The organism is Actinomycetota bacterium (assembly GCA_035640355.1).
Lineage (GTDB): Bacteria > Actinomycetota > UBA4738 > UBA4738 > HRBIN12 > CALGFI01.
This window is the reverse complement of sequence record DASQWI010000006.1, coordinates 98,530-114,023: the sequence shown is the minus strand read 5'-3', so window position 1 is coordinate 114,023 and position 15,494 is coordinate 98,530. Positions and strand designations below refer to the sequence as shown.

The following is a 15,494-nucleotide window of genomic DNA, read 5'->3' as shown; positions in this document are numbered from 1 at the left end:
CGTGGCCTCGCGCGTCCTCGTGCACACCGGCGACGGGAAGGGAAAGACGTCGGCGGCTATGGGGATCGCCATGCGCGCGGTGGCCCGGGGGTGGCGCGTGTGCGTCGTTCAGTTCGTGAAGGACGATCGGTGGCGAACCGGCGAAGAGGCCTCGGGACGGCGCCTCGGCTTCGACTGGTGGTCGATCGGCGACGGCTTCACGTGGGACTCGACCGACATGGAATGCACGGAAGCGATCGCGCGCGAGGCGTGGCGTTCGGGGAGCCGGATGATCCGCGGCGGCGAGCACGAGTTGGTCGTGCTCGACGAGGTGACGTACCCGATCAACTGGGGATGGATCGACGAGAGCGACGTCGTCGAGACGATCCGGAACCGCCCACAGCACGTCAACGTCGTGGCGACGGGACGCGACGCGCCCGACCGCCTTCGAGAGGTCGCCGACACCGTCACGGAGATGGTCAACGTGAAACACGCGTTCGACTCCGGAATCGGTGCGGTGCGAGGGATCGAGTTCTGATGGCACTCACGTTCGTGCTCGGTGGCGCTCGGAGCGGGAAGTCGGCCCTCGCGGTGCGGCTCGCGACGACGTTTGGATCCCCCATCGTCGTCGTCGTCGTCACCGCTGAGGCGCGTGACGATGAGATGACCGAGCGGATCAGGCGTCACCAGGAGGCGCGCCCATCTGAGTGGCAGACCGTCGAGGCGCCCGTGGAGCTCGCCGGCGCGATCGATTCGCTCGGGGACGACGTGGCGGTCGTGCTGGACTGTCTCACGCTCTGGGTGTCGAACGCTCTTGAAGCTCGGCTCGGCGACACTGCGATCGTCGCCGAGGCGGAGGACGTCGCCCGCACGCTCGCTACGAGATCCGAACACGCCGTCGTGGTGAGCAACGAGGTGGGCCTGGGGATCGTGCCGACGAACGCGCTGGCCCGTCGCTACCGCGACGTGCTCGGCGAGGTGAACGCGGTGTTCGCGCGCGTTGCCGATCGCTCGTACCTGATGGTTGCCGGGCGCGCAGTGGCGCTGGCACCGCCGGAGACGGCGTGAGGGAGAAGGTCGCGGACGACACCGCGCACGCTCGCACGACCATCAACGAGACCATCGCCCGGATTCGCCCTCCCAGCGATGACGTTCGGCGAACCGTCGAGGCGCTCCTCGACGAGAAGACCAAGCCGCGCGGGAGCCTCGGCCGACTCGAGGAGCTGGTGTCCCGGATCGCGGCGATCCGAGGCGCCGTGCCACCTCGTCACCCGCGTGCGGCCCTCGTCGTCGCCGCGGCGGATCACGGCGTCGCCGCCGAGGGCGTCAGCGCGTATCCGCAATCCGTGACCGCGGAGATGCTCGCGAACTTCGACGCGGGCGGGGCCGCGGCCTGCGTTCTCGCTCGAGACGTGGGCGCCCGCTTGGTCGTCGTCGACGTCGGCGTGATCGATCCTCCCGTGACGCATGACATCCGGTGTGACATCGTCGACGGCGTCCGCGGGTCGAGCGACATGACGATCCGTCCCGCGATGCATCCGTCGACGCTCGCCGGCCTCATGGCGCGCGGGATCGAGCTCGCGGACGAGCTCGCCGGCGACGGGATCGAGATCGTCGCCCTCGGCGACATGGGCATCGCCAACACCACGACGGCCGGTGTGATCTGTGCCGCGTTGCTGCCCGCCGACGCCGCCGCTGTATGCGGCCCGGGGACCGGCGTCGACGACGAAGGCGTTCGGCGGAAGGTCGACGTCGTCCGGCGGTCACTCACGGCGAACGGCCTGGACGACGACCGGTCGAAACGCGACCCGCTGGAGACCCTCGCCTCGGTCGGAGGACTCGAGATCGCCTACCTCGTCGGTGTGATCCTCGGTGCTGCAGCGTGCCGCGTGCCGGTGGTCCTCGACGGGTTCGTGACAGGAGCGGCGGCGCTCGGGGCTGCGCGGCTCGCGCCGCCCGTCGTCGACTCTATGATCGCAGCGACGCGGTCACCCGAGCCCGGGCACAACCTGGTGCTCGACGATCTCGGTCTCGATCCGCTTCTCGATCTGGGCCTTCGGCTCGGCGAAGGGTCGGGTGCCGCGCTTGCCCTGCACCTCGTGAACGCGTCGACCGCGCTGTTGAGCGACATGGCGACGTTCGATACGGCCGGAGTGAGCCGTGCGTAGCGGCGGCCGATCGGTCTTCGCGGCGGTGACGTTCCTGACGGCCATACCGATTGGGCGCGGGGCGGCGATCGCCCCGCGCCACCTCGTGAATGGAGCGCTGCTGTTCCCCCTCGTCGGGGCGGGGGTCGGGGCCCTCGTCGCGGGGGCAGCGTGGGGAGCGACACTCGCGTTCCCGCCGATGGTGGCCGGAGTCATCGGCGTAGCTAGTGGCGTTCTGGTGACCGGAGCGCTGCACCTGGACGGGCTCGCCGACGTGGCCGACGGGGTCGGCGCGGCGCTGTCCGGAGGCGACCCAGCGGAGGCGATGCGGGATCCGCGGCTGGGCGCTTTCGGCGGGACCGCGTTGGCCCTCGACCTGGTGCTCAAGATCTCGGTCGTTGCCGCGCTGGCGGAGGACGGAACGTTCCCGACCGAGGTCGTCGCGGCCGGCGCCGTGGCTCGCGTCGCGGCGATCGCGCTGGCAGCGGCGTTCCCCTACGTCGGACCTCGTCACACGTGGACGCGCGCCGTCGGGTGGCGCGCGTGTGCCGGAGCGTCCCTCGTGGCGGTGGCGATCGGCGTCCTCGCCGTGGGGACGGCCTTCCCGCCGATGGTCATCGTGGCGGCCGGGGGGACCGCGATCGTCGGCAGGTGGGCGGCGGTTCGCCTCGGCGGCACGACGGGTGACGTGTTCGGGGCCGCCGTCGAGCTCTCCGAGACACTGGCTCTGGCCACCGCGCTTGCCCTGGCCTGACCGGGCACTTTCCAGGGCGCTACGAGGCAGGCGAAACGCTGCGCTGCGCCGCGAGAGGGGACCGGTCGAGGCCCGAGTGGCGCGAGCCGGCGAGGCAGGTCTATGCTCGCCGGGAACGGCGGGGTGCGAAAACTCCTCATTCTCAGCGTGGTCTCGCTGGTCGCCGCGGGTTGCCGCGACGCGGCTATAACGGCATCCCATGACTCACCCCTCGCGGAGCTGTTGATCACGGAGTCACCCAGCCCCTACCGGCAGGTCACGGCGGGAGCGGTGACGGCCCGGCTCCCCGACGGCTGGCACCCGAGCACGGCGGGTTCCATCGACGACCCGACCCAGGGCCTCCTGGCCGCGCCGAGCCCCAACCCATGGCGCGGCGACCGGCCACCCCCCGAGGGGTTCGCGGCGGTGTGGATCGACGGAACGCGCGTGGGGGTCCCGTCGGACTACTACTACCTCGCCGCCACGGGTCCCGCGCTCGACATGATCACGGGCTCATCCGGATGCAGCTCGACCCGCGAGGTGATCGCGAACCATCGTCCGGAATTCGCGTCGGGAAGGCCCGGCTCGCCCGGCGACTACGTCGCTCGTGGGATCGGCACCTGCAGCATCCGTGACCGTCCTTCGCGGTGGGCGTACTTCGTTGCGGCTCCTGGGTACGGGCCGGTGCGCCAGGTCGGCATCCCGAGCTCGGGGCTGTACGTCGTCGTCGCGTTGATGCCCGACACTCCCAAGGCGCCACAGGTGCTCGGCCGCCTGCTGAAGGGAACGGAGTTCGGGGGCGCGTCGGTCGAGGACTTCATCGCGGCCGCCGCGGCGCCGCAACGCCTCACCGTCTAGCGCGGCGATCGTTCGACGAACGGCGTCGCGACCACACGCGCCGATGCCCGCCGTCCCCGGATGTCGATCTCCACCTCCGCGTCGGGCTCGAACGCATCGCCGGGAGACAGGTACGCGAGCGCGATCCCCACGCCGAGGAGCGGCGAGAAGGTTCCGCTCGTCACCTCGCCGATCTCATCATCAGCAGCGAACACTCGCTGGTGCGCACGGGGAATGCTCCGGCGGTCCCGTGTCACCAGACCTCGGAGCCGGCTGGGCAACGGCCCGCTGCGCTGTTCGATCAGCGCGTCACGACCGATGAACTGCCCCTTGTCGAACGACACCGCCCACCCGAAGCCCGCTTCCAGGGGTGTGCGATCGGGAACGAGGTCCTGCCCGTACAGCGGGTAGCCCATCTCCAGCCGAAGCACGTCTCGCGCCCCGAGCCCGCACGGTTCCATCTGCACACCGGCGCCCGCCATCGTGAGCGCATCCCACAGCTCGGCGACGACGGAGGCGGAGGCGAACAGCTCGTAGCCGCGCTCGCCGGTGTAGCCGGTTCGGGCGAGCACCACCTCTGCGTCACCGTGGTGGACGATCCGGCACCCCCGGAACGGAAGCTCGACGCCGTCCTGCCACAGCGCGGTGACGATCTCCTGTGAACGCGGGCCCTGCACGGCGAGGAACCCCCAGTCTTCGTGGTCGATGACCGCGGCTTCATCGGCGGCGGTACCGCGAAGCGCGTCGACGACCCCGTCCTTGTTCGCAGCATTGGGGACGACGAACCACCGCTCCTCGCCGAGGCGGTACACGAACAGGTCTTCCTCGACACCTCCGCGTTCGTTCAACATCTGGTGGTACTGAGACGCGCCAACGTCGACCCTGCGAACATCGTTCGTGAACAGCCGTTGGATCGTCGGGAGCGACGAGGGACCGACCACGTCCACCTTGCCCAGGTGACTCAGGTCGAACAGGCCGGCCCGCTCCCGAACGGCCCGGTGCTCCGAGAGCGTCCCCGCGTACTCGATCGGCATCAACCAGCCACCGAACGCGCCGAGCTTCGCGCCAAGTCGCCGGTGGACGTCCTCAAGCGGGCTGTGGCGAAGCTCGGCGCCGGTCATCCGCCGCATCGTACGGACGTCGCGACCCACGCGCGGCGGGTGGAAGCGACAAGGGCTGTAGCATGGTCTTCCGGGATGGCCGACGCCTACGACGTCGTGGTGATCGGGGCCGGGACGGGTGGATACTCCTGCGCCCTCCGATTGGCTTTGCTGGGCAAGCGTGTCGCGCTTGTCGAACGCGACCAACGCCTCGGCGGCACGTGTCTGCTACGCGGATGCATTCCCACCAAGGCGCTGCTGCAGTCTGCGTCCGTCATGGACACCGTCAACCGGTCGATCGAGTGGGGCATCAGCGCCAGTGGCCAACCCGACTGGTCGAAGATCCAGGCGTTCCAAGCGAAGATGGTGGACAAGCTCGTGTCGGGCCTCACCGGCCTGGTGAAAGCGAGGAAGATCGACGTCGTCAACGGGACCGCCTCGCTCAGATCCGGACCATCGGTCGAGGTCGATGGCCGGACGCTCCAAGCGACCGACGTGGTCCTCGCGACGGGCTCGACCCCGCGGCTCCTGCCGGGGCTGCAGCGCTCGGATCGGGTCATCACGTCCGATGAGGCGCTCACCTACGGCACCATCCCCGGCTCGGTGGTGATCATCGGGGCCGGCGCGATCGGTCTCGAGTTCGCGAGCTTCTACCGGTCGATGGGCGCCGAGGTCACGCTGGTCGAGGCATTGCCGCGGATCGCGCCGCTCGAGGACGAGGACGCCTCCAAGGAGATCGCCCGCGCGTTTCGCAAACGCGGGATCTCGACCTACGCCGGCGCATCCGTCGAGGACGTAACCGAACACGACGGCGGCGTCGACGTCACGTTCACGACAGGCGATAGCAAGAAGGAGACCACCAAGGCGGACGTGTGCCTCGTGGCGGTCGGACGCGGACCGATCACCGAAGGCCTCGGCCTGGAGGAAGCGGGCGTCGAGGTCGACCGGGGGTTCGTCAAGGTCGACGATCAGCTGCAGACGACCGCGAGCCGCGTGTGGGCGATCGGCGACGTCGCCGCGACGCCGCTGCAGCTCGCGCACGTGTCGTTCACCGAGGGGTACGCCGTGGCCGAGCGGATCGGCGGGGAGACGATTCCGGCGATCGAGTACACCGGCATCCCACGCGTCACGTACTGCTCCCCGGAGATCGCCTCCGTCGGGCTGACCGAGGCGCAGGCGGTCGAGCGAGGCCACGACGTGGAGGTCGAGAGGTTGAATCTCCAGGGCATCGGGAAGGCGAACATCGTCGGCGAGGGCGGAATGGTGAAGGTCGTCGCCGAGAAGGCCGGCGGTCCCGTGCTCGGCGTTCACATGGTGGGACCGCACGTCACGGACCTCATCTCCGAGGGCATGCTGATCGTGAACTGGGAAGCGGTTCCCGCCGAAGTGGCCGCGCTGATCCATCCGCATCCGACGCTGTCCGAGGGCGTCGGCGAGGCCTTCCTCGCGCTCGCCGGCAAGCCGCTGCACGGGACCTGAGATGGCGACCCGCGTCAAGGACAAGAAGGCCGCCGCGGAAAAGTGGCGCGTCGGTCTCTCCGACGACCAGCTGAAGGACATCCTGCACAAGCTCAAGCTGTGCAGGTACTTCGACGAGCGGATGGAGGCGCTGTACCGGCAGGGCCGGCTGCCCGGCGCCATCTACTCCGGCCGCGGTCAGGAGGGCACGCACGTCGGCGTGGTCTATCCGCTGCGCGACGATGACTCTCTGTTTCCAACGCATCGCGATCTGTCGGCGCAACTCACGAAGGGACTCGAGCTCCGCCGCGTCATGGCGCAGTTCTGGGGCCGGATCGACGGCTACACGCGCGGACGGGACGGGAACAGTCACATCGGCGATTGGCAGGGCAACCGAACGTGGACCGTGATGTCGCATCTGCCGATCGCATATCCAGTCGCATGCGGCGCCGCCCTCGCGTACAAGCGGCGCGGCGAGCCGCGCGTTGCGATGGCGATCTGCGGCGACGGGGCAACGTCGAACGGACGCTGGCACGAGGCGCTGAATGTGTCGGGGATCTACGAGCTCCCCGTCGTGTGGGTCGTGAACAACAACCTGTACGCGTACTCGGCGCCGAACCCGCTCGAGTTCCCGGTGCCGACGATCGCCGAGCGCGCCGGGGCGTACCGGATGCCGGGCGTTCGCGTTGACGGCGCGAACGTCCTGGACGTGTACCAGGCGGCAAGCGAGGCGGTCGATCGCGCCCGAGACGGTGGCGGCCCCACGCTGATCGAGAGCGTGTCGCTGCGCTGGCGCGGTCACGCCGGTCACGACCCGGCCAAGTACGTTCCCAAGGAACTCCTCGAGGACTACATGCAGAACAAGGACCCCGTGAAGCGGTTCGAGGAGTTGCTCCGCTCGAACGGCGTCGTCGACGACACGACCGTCAAGGAGCTCGACGAGCGTATCCAGCGGGAATTCGAAGACGGCTACGAGTTCGCCCAGAACTCGCCGTTACCGGAACCGGGCGACGTGACCAAGGGCCTGTGGGTCGAGGACGGCTACTGGACCTCCGAGCCCGGCCGCGGCGGAGGGACGCCGACCTGATGGCCTCGACGACCAGAACACTCGAGGCCGGTGCTGCCGGTCACGGCGCCGAACCACGCGGGAAGCGCGACGACGACGGCCAGGCCACCTACCTGGTTGCGGTCGCCGAGGGCCTGTGGGAAGAGATGGAACGCGACGAGCGCGTGTTCCTGCTCGGCGAGGACATCGGCGTCTACGGGGGCGCGTTCAAGGTGACCGAAGGCTTCATCGAGCGATTCGGACCAGAGCGCGTCATGGACACGCCGATCGTGGAGGAGACCATCGTGGCCATGGCGCTCGGGGCGGCGATGGAGGGGTTCCGCCCGGTTGCCGAGTTCCAGTACGCGGACTTCATGTCGAGCGGGTTCGACGAGATCACGACGGCGCTCGCCCGCTACCACTACCGAAGCGGGGTTCCGGCGCCGGTCGTGCTTCGCGCTCCGTCGGGCGGAGGCGTTCGCGCGTCCAGCTTCCACTCGTTCAACCCCGAGCCGTGGTTCGCCCACTCGCCCGGCCTGAAGGTGATGTGCCCGGCATTCCCCACCGACGCCAAGGGATTGATCAAATCAGCCATCCGCGACGACAACCCGTGCGTGTTCCTCGAACACAAGTGGATCTACCGCCGCGTCAAGGAGAAGGTGCCGGAGGACCCCGACTTCCTGATCCCGATCGGCAAGGCAGACGTGAAGCGTGAAGGTCGCGACGTCACGATCGTGTCGTACGGAATGATGGCCCATCACGCGCTCGACGCGGCCGAGACGCTCGCGCAGGAGGGAATCGACGTCGAGGTGATCGACCTCCGCTCGATCGTCCCGCTCGATACCGAGGCGATCCTGGCGTCTGTGGCGAAGACGAGCCGCGCAGTGGTGTTGTACGAGAGCCACCGGTTCCTCGGCGTCGGGGCGGAGGTCGCGAGCGTGATCGCCCAGGAGGCGTTCGAGTCGCTCGACGCGCCGGTCGTTCGCCTGGCGCCCCCGAACGTGCCGGTGCCGTTCTCCCCCGCGCTCGAAGACGCCTATCTCCCGCAGGTATCGGACATCGAGGACGCGGTCCGCAAGCTGTCGGCGTGGTAGCAGTGCACAGGGAGCGGTAGCCCAACAAGAGGGATCACGTGGCGAAGCGGTAGCCCGAACGAGGAGGGCTCATGCAGGTCAAGATGCCGCAGCTCGGCGAGACGGTCGTCGAGGGAACGATCCTCAAGTGGCTCAAACACGAGGGCGACCAAGTCGCACAGGACGAGGCGCTCTTCGAGATCTCCACGGACAAGGTCGACACCGAGGTTCCCTCGCCGGCGGCGGGAACGCTTACGCAGATCCTCGTCCCGGAGGGACAGACCGTCGCCGTCGGTACAGATCTGGCGACGATCGACTCGGGTGACGGCGCCGCGGCCGCGCAACCCGAAGCCGCGAAGGAGGAGCCGGCGCCGAGCGACGCGGACTCCGACACCGCCTCCGGACCGCCCGTTCAGGAGAGCGCCCCGGTCGAGACGCCGCAGGTCGAACCCGCCGCGGTCGTGGCCGCGGCGCAGGCTCCGAGTCAGCCGACGCCGTCGCCGAAGACGCCGTCCACCGAACCGGCTGCGGCACAGGCCGACCAGGGTCCGAGGTCCAAGATCCTCTCGCCACTCGTTCGGAGGCTGGCCGACGAGCACCAGGTGGACCTGGGACAGATCCAGGGAACCGGAACCGGCGGCCGGATCACCAAGAACGACATCCTCGCGTTCGTCGCGTCTCGAGGCGAGGCCGCACCTGCCGCGGCACCTGCCGCGACCGCAGCGCCGGCCATCGCGCCGGCCACCACACCGGCCCCCGCTCCGAGCGCCCCTGCACCCGCAGCCGCACCCGCCGCGCCGCTTCGCGCCCCCACCGCCGGTCAGGGCGAAGAGGTCGTCCCGGTCACGCACATCCGCAAGCGGATCGCCGAACACATGCTGGGGTCGACGCAGACGACCGCGCGGGCGTGGACGCTGGTCGAGGTGAACGTCGATCACCTGGTCAAGATCCGAGAGCGGGCGAAGGATGCCTTCCGCCAGAAGTACGGCGTGAACCTCACGTACCTACCGTTCGTCGTGCGGGCGACCGTCGACGCGCTGCTCGAGTACCCCTACGTCAACGCCAGGCTGGACGGCGAGAGCATCGTCCTCCATCGCTACGTCAACATGGGCATCGCGGTGTCGTACGACGCCGGTCTCATCGTGCCCGTCATCAAGGGCGCCGACGGAATGAACTCGGTCGGCATCGCGCGTGCGATCGCTGACCTCGCCGAACGGGCGCGCGCGCATCAACTGAAGCCCGACGAGGTGCAGGGGGCAACGTTCACGATCACCAACCCCGGCCCGTACGGGTCGGTCGCGTCCGTTCCGATCATCAGCACGCCGAACACGGGGATCCTGTCCTTCGACGCGATCACCAAACGACCGGTCGTGATCGACGACGCCATCGCCGTGCGCTCGATGGTGAACATCTCGATGTCGTGGGACCACCGCGTGATCGACGGCGAGGTGGCGACGCGGTTCCTGTCGCGCGTGAAGAACAACCTGGAATCGTGGGACTTCGCCGAGGACATCGGCGTTTAGACGAATGTCTCGTCCGGCTCGTCTGATCCGCCCCGACGGACCCGTCGACTACGACGAAGCGAACGCGGCGATGCACGAGCTCGCGGAGGCGCGTCTCGCAGGCACCGGCGCAGACACGTTGATCCTGCTCGAACACCCGCCGGTGTTCACGGCGGGACGGCGGTCGAAACCGGATCACGTGGTGTGGACCGAGGACGCCATCCGCGCCGCCGGAGCCGACCTCAGGTACATCGATCGGGGCGGCTCGTTCACGTTCCACGGGCCGGGTCAGCTCGTGGGCTATCCCGTGCTCGACTTGGGCTCGCGGCCCGATGCGCTGCGGTTCGTACGCGATCTCGAGGAGGTCGTGATCCGCGCCGCGGCTGACGTCGGCATGCCGCTCGAACGGAACGTTGTCCAGACCGGCGTGTGGTCCGGAAACCGGAAGGTATGCGCAATCGGCGTCCGCCTGATGCGGATGCGGGTATCACTCCACGGGTTCGCGCTCAACTGCTCGACGGACCTGTCGTGGTACGACGCGATCGTTCCCTGTGGGCTCTCAGACGAGGGAGTAACGTCACTCTCCGAGCTGGCGGGTAGAACCGTAACCGTCGACGAGATGGTGCCGCTGGTAGCCCGCCGGTTCGAAGACGTTTTCGGACGTCGACTCGTGACCGAGGAGACCGCGTGGCCGCCTCGACGGCTCTCGACCGCCGTCGCGTCTGCTATCTGACCGAGCGTGTGTGGACGTGACTCGCGAAGACCGGCGGGTCCACGACGCCGCCGCCCGGGGCTTCGAGGCGGCGGCCGAGCGATACGAGCGCGGACGGCCGACGTACCCGGAGGACGCCGTCGCGTTCCTCATCCGGAAGCTCGAGATCGGCGAACGAACTGACGTCGTGGAGCTTGGCGCCGGGACGGGGAAGTTCACCGAGCTGATCGTCCCGACCGGCTCGCGGATCGTTGCCGTCGAGCCGGTCTCGGCGATGCGTCAGGCGCTCGAACGCAACTGCCCGACGGTCACGGTGCTCGACGGCGTAGCCGAGGCGATCCCGCTCGCGGAGGCGAGCGCGGACGCCGTCGTCGCGGCGCAGGCGTTCCATTGGTTCGACGGCAACCGGGCTCTCGGCGAGATCCACCGGGTGCTCCGTCCGGATGGCGCGCTCGGTGTGATCTGGAACGTCAGAGACGAGGCGACCGACTGGTCCGAGCGCCTGACCGCCATCTTCGACCGGCTTTCAGGCAGTGGCCCGCGGTACCGCGACATGCGATGGCGCGGCGCGTTCACGCGGACCGAGCTCTTCGGACCCCTCCACCACCAGCTCGCGTACCACGTGCAGAAGTTGACGCGCGAGCAGTTCGTCGATCGCGTTCTCTCGGTGAGCTACGTGGCGAGCGCGCCGGACGACGAGCGCGATCGGGTGATCGCCGAGGTCGAGGAGATGCTCGACACGGATCCGGAGCTTCGCGGTCGCGATGAGATCGTGATGCCCTATCGGACCGAGGTCTTCTGGTGCGCCAAGCTATGACTCGGCGTCCGCAACGATGACATAGCACGGCCGCTCATCGAGCCAGCCGAACGGCCCCGGCTCGTGGAGCCGGGCGGCCCACTCGACGTCGCGAAGGCGCCTGATCCGAACGCCGTGCCATCCCGCTTGGTGGACCGCGTCGACGAGCGGAACGGGTGAAGCGTCCCGCTCAGAACAGGGCGTTCGCGAGCTTTCGCCTGTACTCGCCGACGATCGGTTCCTCGTCGCCGAGCGCAGCGAACATCGTGAGCATCGCCGCACGGGCTTCCGGGTCGTCGCCGAGAGCGCCGAGCATGCCGTCGAGGGCCTCGCGGTACCGCCCCTGTGCGGCCAGCCGCTTCGCGCTGGCGAGCGTTCCGGGCCCCTCCACGTTCGCCCAGGACCGGACGTCGATGCCGGCGATCACGCCATCCGCCTCGGGATCGGGAAGGATCGGCGCGAGCACCTGTCGTGCCTCGTCGTCGCGAGCCGTCTCGGCGAGGATGCGACCGAGACCGACCCGCGCGTCACGGTTCGAATCCTCGGCCTCGAGCGCCGCGCGGTACGTCGACTCCGCGTCGACGAGATCACCTTCCAGCTCGCTTTCGCGAGCCCGCGTCGCATCGAGATCCGCCTCGGTCGGCAGCAGGCGGTCGATGAACTCGTTCACCATGGGCTCGGGGACCGCGCCGATGAAACCATCTATCGGATTGCCGTCCTTGAACGCCACGACCGTCGGGATGCTCTGGACTCCGAACCGCCCCGCGGTGTACGGGTTGGAATCGACGTCGAGCTTTGCGAGCAGGAACTGCCCGCCTCGCGCCTGCGCGGCCTTCTCCAGGATGGGCCCGAGCACCCGGCACGGCCCGCACCACGCGGCCCACAGGTCGACGACCACCGGCCGTCGCTTCGACTCCTCGACCACCGCCTCGGTGAAGTTCGCGTCGGTCGCGTCGATGCCGGCTCGTGCTGCAGGATCTCCGCTTGTGCCACGTCATTCACCTTACCCGTCGATCGGATGGTTACCGCGCGCCGTGGGATACAACGCGTACGAACTGGGAACCCTTCCCGCATGCGGCGGAGCTTGATGAAGCAACCCCGGTGCTACCATTTCCGGCGAGGATGGTGACGTGGCGACCCGAGTGACCACGCCAGCATCGCACGAGGCTCTCGGCCTCGGAGAGGACGATCTCCTCTCGATTTACCGGACGATGCTGACGGCTCGCCTCGTCGACGAGGCCTCCTTCCGCCTCAACCGTCAGGGAAAGGCTCCGTTCGTCGTGCCCGTCTCGGGACACGAGGGCTGTCAGGTCGGCACGGCGTGGGCGCTCCGGCGGGGGCAGGACATCTGGGTCCCGTACTACCGCGATGTGGCGGTCGTCCTCGTCGCCGGGATGACCCCGGTCGAGATCTTTCTCGGATTGTTCGCGAAGGCAGACGACCCGTCCTCGGGAGGTCGCCAGATGCCGAGCCACTGGGGCTCACGGCGTCTCGGCATCATCAGCCACTCCTCTCCCATCGCCACGCAGGTTCCCCACGCCGCGGGGATCGCGTACGCCGCGAAGTACCGCAAGGAGGACGCCGTCGTCGGATGCTGGTTCGGCGAGGGCGCCACGTCCGAGGGCGCGTGGCACGAGGGGCTGAACTTCGCCGGGATCCACAAGCTCCCGATCGTGTTCATCTGCGAGAACAACCAGTACGCGATATCGGTCGCCCAGGACAAGCAAATGGCGGTCGAGAACGTGGCGGACCGCGGTCCGGCGTACGGCTTCCCCGGAGTCGTCGTCGACGGGAGCGACGTGATCGCGTGCTACGGCGCCATGCGCACAGCGGTCGATCGCGCTCGCGCCGGCGAAGGCCCGACCTTGATCGAGGCGAAGACGTATCGCTTCTTCCCGCACACATCCGACGACGACGACCGCTCGTACCGCACGCGCGAGGAGGTGGAGGCGGCGAAGCACCGCGACCCGCTGCATCTGTTCGAGCACTACCTTCGAAAGGTCGGTGTTCTCGAGAAGAGCGCAGTCGACGAGCTCGCGGTCGAGGTCAAGGCCGAGGTCGACAAGGCCGTCGATCAGGCGTGGAGCGCCCCCGACCCCGAACCCTCGAGCCTCACGCGCCACGTGTTCTCCGAAGGCGACGAGGCGTGACCGAGAAGAACGTCGTCACCGCCATCCACGACACCCTCCACGAGCGCATGGCCGCGGACGAACGTGTCGTCATGCTGGGAGAGGACATCGCGACGCGCGGCGGCGTCTTTCGAGTGACGCAGGGATTCCTCGACGAGTTCGGCGAGGAGCGCGTGATCGACACGCCGATCGCGGAAGGGATGATCGTCGGGATCGCCGTGGGGATGGCGCTCCACGGCCTGCTGCCCGTCGCCGAGATCGAGTTCGCCGACTTCATCCATCCGGCTTTCGACCAGATGGTGTCGGAGGTGGCGCGGATGCGGTATCGCACCAACGGTGACTTCGGACTACCGATGGTCGTTCGCGCCCCGTACGGCGGCGGCGTGCACGGCGCGCTCTATCACTCCCAGTCGATCGAGGCGTTCTACGGCCACATCCCCGGACTCAAGGTGGTCGTCCCGTCGACGCCGTACGACGTGACCGGGATGCTGCGGGCGGCGATCGACGATCCGGACCCGGTCCTGTTCCTGGAGCACAAGCGGACGTACCGGCTGATCAAGGGAGATGTGCCCGACGAGCCGTTCGTCGTTCCGATCGGCAAGGCGGACGTGAAGCGCGAGGGAGACGACCTCTCGGTCATCTCGTACGGGCTGATGCTGCACGTGTGTCTCGAGGCGGCGTCGCGATTGCAGGATCAGGAGGGTGTGAAGGCCGAGGTCGTCGACGTTCGGACGATCAATCCTCTCGACACCGAGACGATCCTGGCATCCGTTCGCAAGACTGGGAAGGCCATGGTGGTGTACGAGGACAACCGCACGTACGGCGCCGGCGCTGAGATCGCGGCGGCGATCGCCGAGGAGGCGATGTTCGACCTCGACGGCCCGATCGTTCGGATCGGGGGTCCCGATGTTCCGGCGATGGGTTTCGCGACGAACCTCGAGCACGCGTTCCTCCCCGACGCGGACCGGATCTACACGCACATGCTGGAGCTCGCCCGGTTCTGATGAACGCCGATCACAACCCCAACCACCGCCGGCTCCATCTGCCGATCGTGTCGACGAACGGGAAGCCGACCGCTCCCCCGGTCGACGACGAACGCAAGCCACCGTGGCTGAAGGTTCGACTCCAGACCGGACCGAACTACCAGGAGCTGAAAGGCATCATGCGCGGCCTCTCGCTGCACACGGTGTGCGAAGAGGCGATGTGCCCGAACATCCACGAGTGTTGGGAGGAGCGCGAGGCGACGTTCCTCATGCTCGGCGACAAGTGCACCCGTCGCTGTGGCTTCTGCGACGTCATGACGGCAAAGCCCGATCCGGTCGACGAGGACGAGCCCCGACGGATAGCCGAGGCCGTGAAGGAGATGGGTCTTCGGTTCGTCGTCCTCACGGGCGTCGCCCGCGACGATCTTCCGGACGGCGGCGCGCGAATATGGGCCAGCGCGATCAGAGCCGTTCGCCACGCGGTACCCGGTTGTGGCGTCGAGGTGCTGCCGACCGACTTCAAGGGCGGCGAGCGCGACATCGCGACGGTCATCCAGGCCGAGCCCGACGTCTTCGCGCACAACCTGGAGACCGTGCGCCGTCTTCACGGCCGGATTCGGCCGGCCTTCGGCTACGGTCGCTCGCTCGAGGTGCTCCGGATCGCCAAGCGTCTGCGCGAACGGCAGATCACCAAGTCGAATCTCATCCTCGGCATGGGCGAGACCCCGGACGAGATTCCGGAGGCCCTGAACGACCTGGCAAACGCCGGCGTGGACATCGTGACGATCGGGCAGTACCTGCAGCCGACCACCTATCACCTGCCCGTCGACCGGTGGGTACACCCGGACGAGTTCGCCCGGTGGGAGCGCTTCGGTGAGAGCGAGCTCGGCATCTCCCACGTCGAGGCCGGGCCACTCGTTCGTTCCAGCTACCACGCCGGCAAGCAGCTTCGGCGCGCGATCGGCGCGAACGCAGCGCTCGCGGGCTGACCGGCGGAACG

16 protein-coding genes are annotated in these 15,494 nt (G+C 68.6%); 14 read left to right on the top strand and 2 right to left on the bottom strand.

The window, feature by feature from the left end; all coding sequences use genetic code 11:
* Position 1 precedes the first annotated feature (1 nt).
* From cobO to VFA08_02860, 5 genes are all read left to right on the top strand, one after another.
* On the top strand, positions 2-517 hold the full coding sequence (gene cobO / locus VFA08_02880) for a cob(I)yrinic acid a,c-diamide adenosyltransferase (protein ID HYZ12531.1): 516 nt from the start codon (positions 2-4) through the stop codon (positions 515-517).
* Positions 517-1,047: a bifunctional adenosylcobinamide kinase/adenosylcobinamide-phosphate guanylyltransferase gene (gene cobU / locus VFA08_02875; GenBank protein ID HYZ12530.1), complete on the top strand. Its 531-nt coding sequence runs from the start codon at positions 517-519 to the stop codon at positions 1,045-1,047. Before cobO ends, cobU begins: the two co-directional genes overlap by 1 nt.
* Positions 1,044-2,147, top strand: coding sequence for a nicotinate-nucleotide--dimethylbenzimidazole phosphoribosyltransferase (gene cobT / locus VFA08_02870; GenBank protein HYZ12529.1), 1,104 nt, complete (start codon positions 1,044-1,046; stop codon positions 2,145-2,147). Before cobU ends, cobT begins: the two co-directional genes overlap by 4 nt.
* Positions 2,140-2,880 carry an adenosylcobinamide-GDP ribazoletransferase gene (locus tag VFA08_02865; protein HYZ12528.1) on the top strand — a complete coding sequence of 247 codons (741 nt, stop codon included), beginning with the start codon at positions 2,140-2,142 and terminating at the stop codon, positions 2,878-2,880. The genes cobT and VFA08_02865 overlap by 8 nt, the downstream gene beginning before the upstream one ends.
* A gap of 123 nt (positions 2,881-3,003) precedes the next feature.
* A complete protein-coding gene (locus tag VFA08_02860; GenBank protein ID HYZ12527.1) occupies positions 3,004-3,717 on the top strand; it encodes a hypothetical protein in 714 nt (237 codons plus the stop codon).
* Here VFA08_02860 and gcvT read toward each other — a convergent pair.
* The gene (gcvT, locus tag VFA08_02855) at positions 3,714-4,817 is read right to left on the bottom strand and encodes a glycine cleavage system aminomethyltransferase GcvT (protein HYZ12526.1); all 1,104 of its coding nucleotides are present in this window, start codon (positions 4,815-4,817) and stop codon (positions 3,714-3,716) included. The genes VFA08_02860 and gcvT overlap by 4 nt on opposite strands.
* A gap of 75 nt (positions 4,818-4,892) precedes the next feature.
* On the opposite strand from gcvT, the gene lpdA reads away from it, so the two are divergent.
* The 6 genes from lpdA (at position 4,893) to VFA08_02825 (ending at position 11,403) form a co-directional block, all read left to right on the top strand.
* Positions 4,893-6,275, top strand: a complete 1,383-nt coding sequence (gene lpdA / locus VFA08_02850) for a dihydrolipoyl dehydrogenase (protein ID HYZ12525.1) — start codon at positions 4,893-4,895, stop codon at positions 6,273-6,275.
* Between the two features lies 1 nt (position 6,276).
* Positions 6,277-7,341 carry a thiamine pyrophosphate-dependent dehydrogenase E1 component subunit alpha gene (locus tag VFA08_02845; protein HYZ12524.1) on the top strand — a complete coding sequence of 355 codons (1,065 nt, stop codon included), beginning with the start codon at positions 6,277-6,279 and terminating at the stop codon, positions 7,339-7,341.
* Positions 7,341-8,393, top strand: a complete 1,053-nt coding sequence (locus tag VFA08_02840; GenBank protein HYZ12523.1) for an alpha-ketoacid dehydrogenase subunit beta — start codon at positions 7,341-7,343, stop codon at positions 8,391-8,393. The genes VFA08_02845 and VFA08_02840 overlap by 1 nt, the downstream gene beginning before the upstream one ends.
* A gap of 71 nt (positions 8,394-8,464) precedes the next feature.
* Positions 8,465-9,895, top strand: a complete 1,431-nt coding sequence (locus VFA08_02835) for a dihydrolipoamide acetyltransferase family protein (protein HYZ12522.1) — start codon at positions 8,465-8,467, stop codon at positions 9,893-9,895.
* 4 nt (positions 9,896-9,899) lie between these two features.
* Positions 9,900-10,607 (top strand): lipoyl(octanoyl) transferase LipB, encoded by a 708-nt coding sequence (lipB, locus tag VFA08_02830; GenBank protein HYZ12521.1) that lies wholly within the window; start codon positions 9,900-9,902, stop codon positions 10,605-10,607.
* 16 nt (positions 10,608-10,623) lie between these two features.
* Entirely contained in the window at positions 10,624-11,403 is a 780-nt protein-coding gene (locus VFA08_02825; GenBank protein HYZ12520.1) for a class I SAM-dependent methyltransferase, read from the top strand.
* A 169-nt stretch (positions 11,404-11,572) separates the two neighbouring features.
* On the opposite strand, the gene trxA is transcribed toward VFA08_02825, so the two are convergent.
* Complete coding sequence (gene trxA / locus VFA08_02820) at positions 11,573-12,340, bottom strand: thioredoxin (protein HYZ12519.1); 768 nt, start codon at positions 12,338-12,340, stop codon at positions 11,573-11,575.
* 253 nt (positions 12,341-12,593) lie between these two features.
* Here trxA and VFA08_02815 point away from each other — a divergent pair, with 253 nt between their 5' ends.
* Genes VFA08_02815 through lipA form a run of 3 tightly spaced genes read left to right on the top strand, consistent with a single transcriptional unit; the run spans position 12,594 to position 15,483 of the window.
* On the top strand, positions 12,594-13,532 hold the full coding sequence (locus VFA08_02815; protein HYZ12518.1) for a thiamine pyrophosphate-dependent dehydrogenase E1 component subunit alpha: 939 nt from the start codon (positions 12,594-12,596) through the stop codon (positions 13,530-13,532).
* Positions 13,529-14,515, top strand: a complete 987-nt coding sequence (locus VFA08_02810) for an alpha-ketoacid dehydrogenase subunit beta (GenBank protein ID HYZ12517.1) — start codon at positions 13,529-13,531, stop codon at positions 14,513-14,515. Before VFA08_02815 ends, VFA08_02810 begins: the two co-directional genes overlap by 4 nt.
* On the top strand, positions 14,515-15,483 hold the full coding sequence (gene lipA, locus VFA08_02805) for a lipoyl synthase (protein HYZ12516.1): 969 nt from the start codon (positions 14,515-14,517) through the stop codon (positions 15,481-15,483). Before VFA08_02810 ends, lipA begins: the two co-directional genes overlap by 1 nt.
* Positions 15,484-15,494 lie beyond the last annotated feature (11 nt).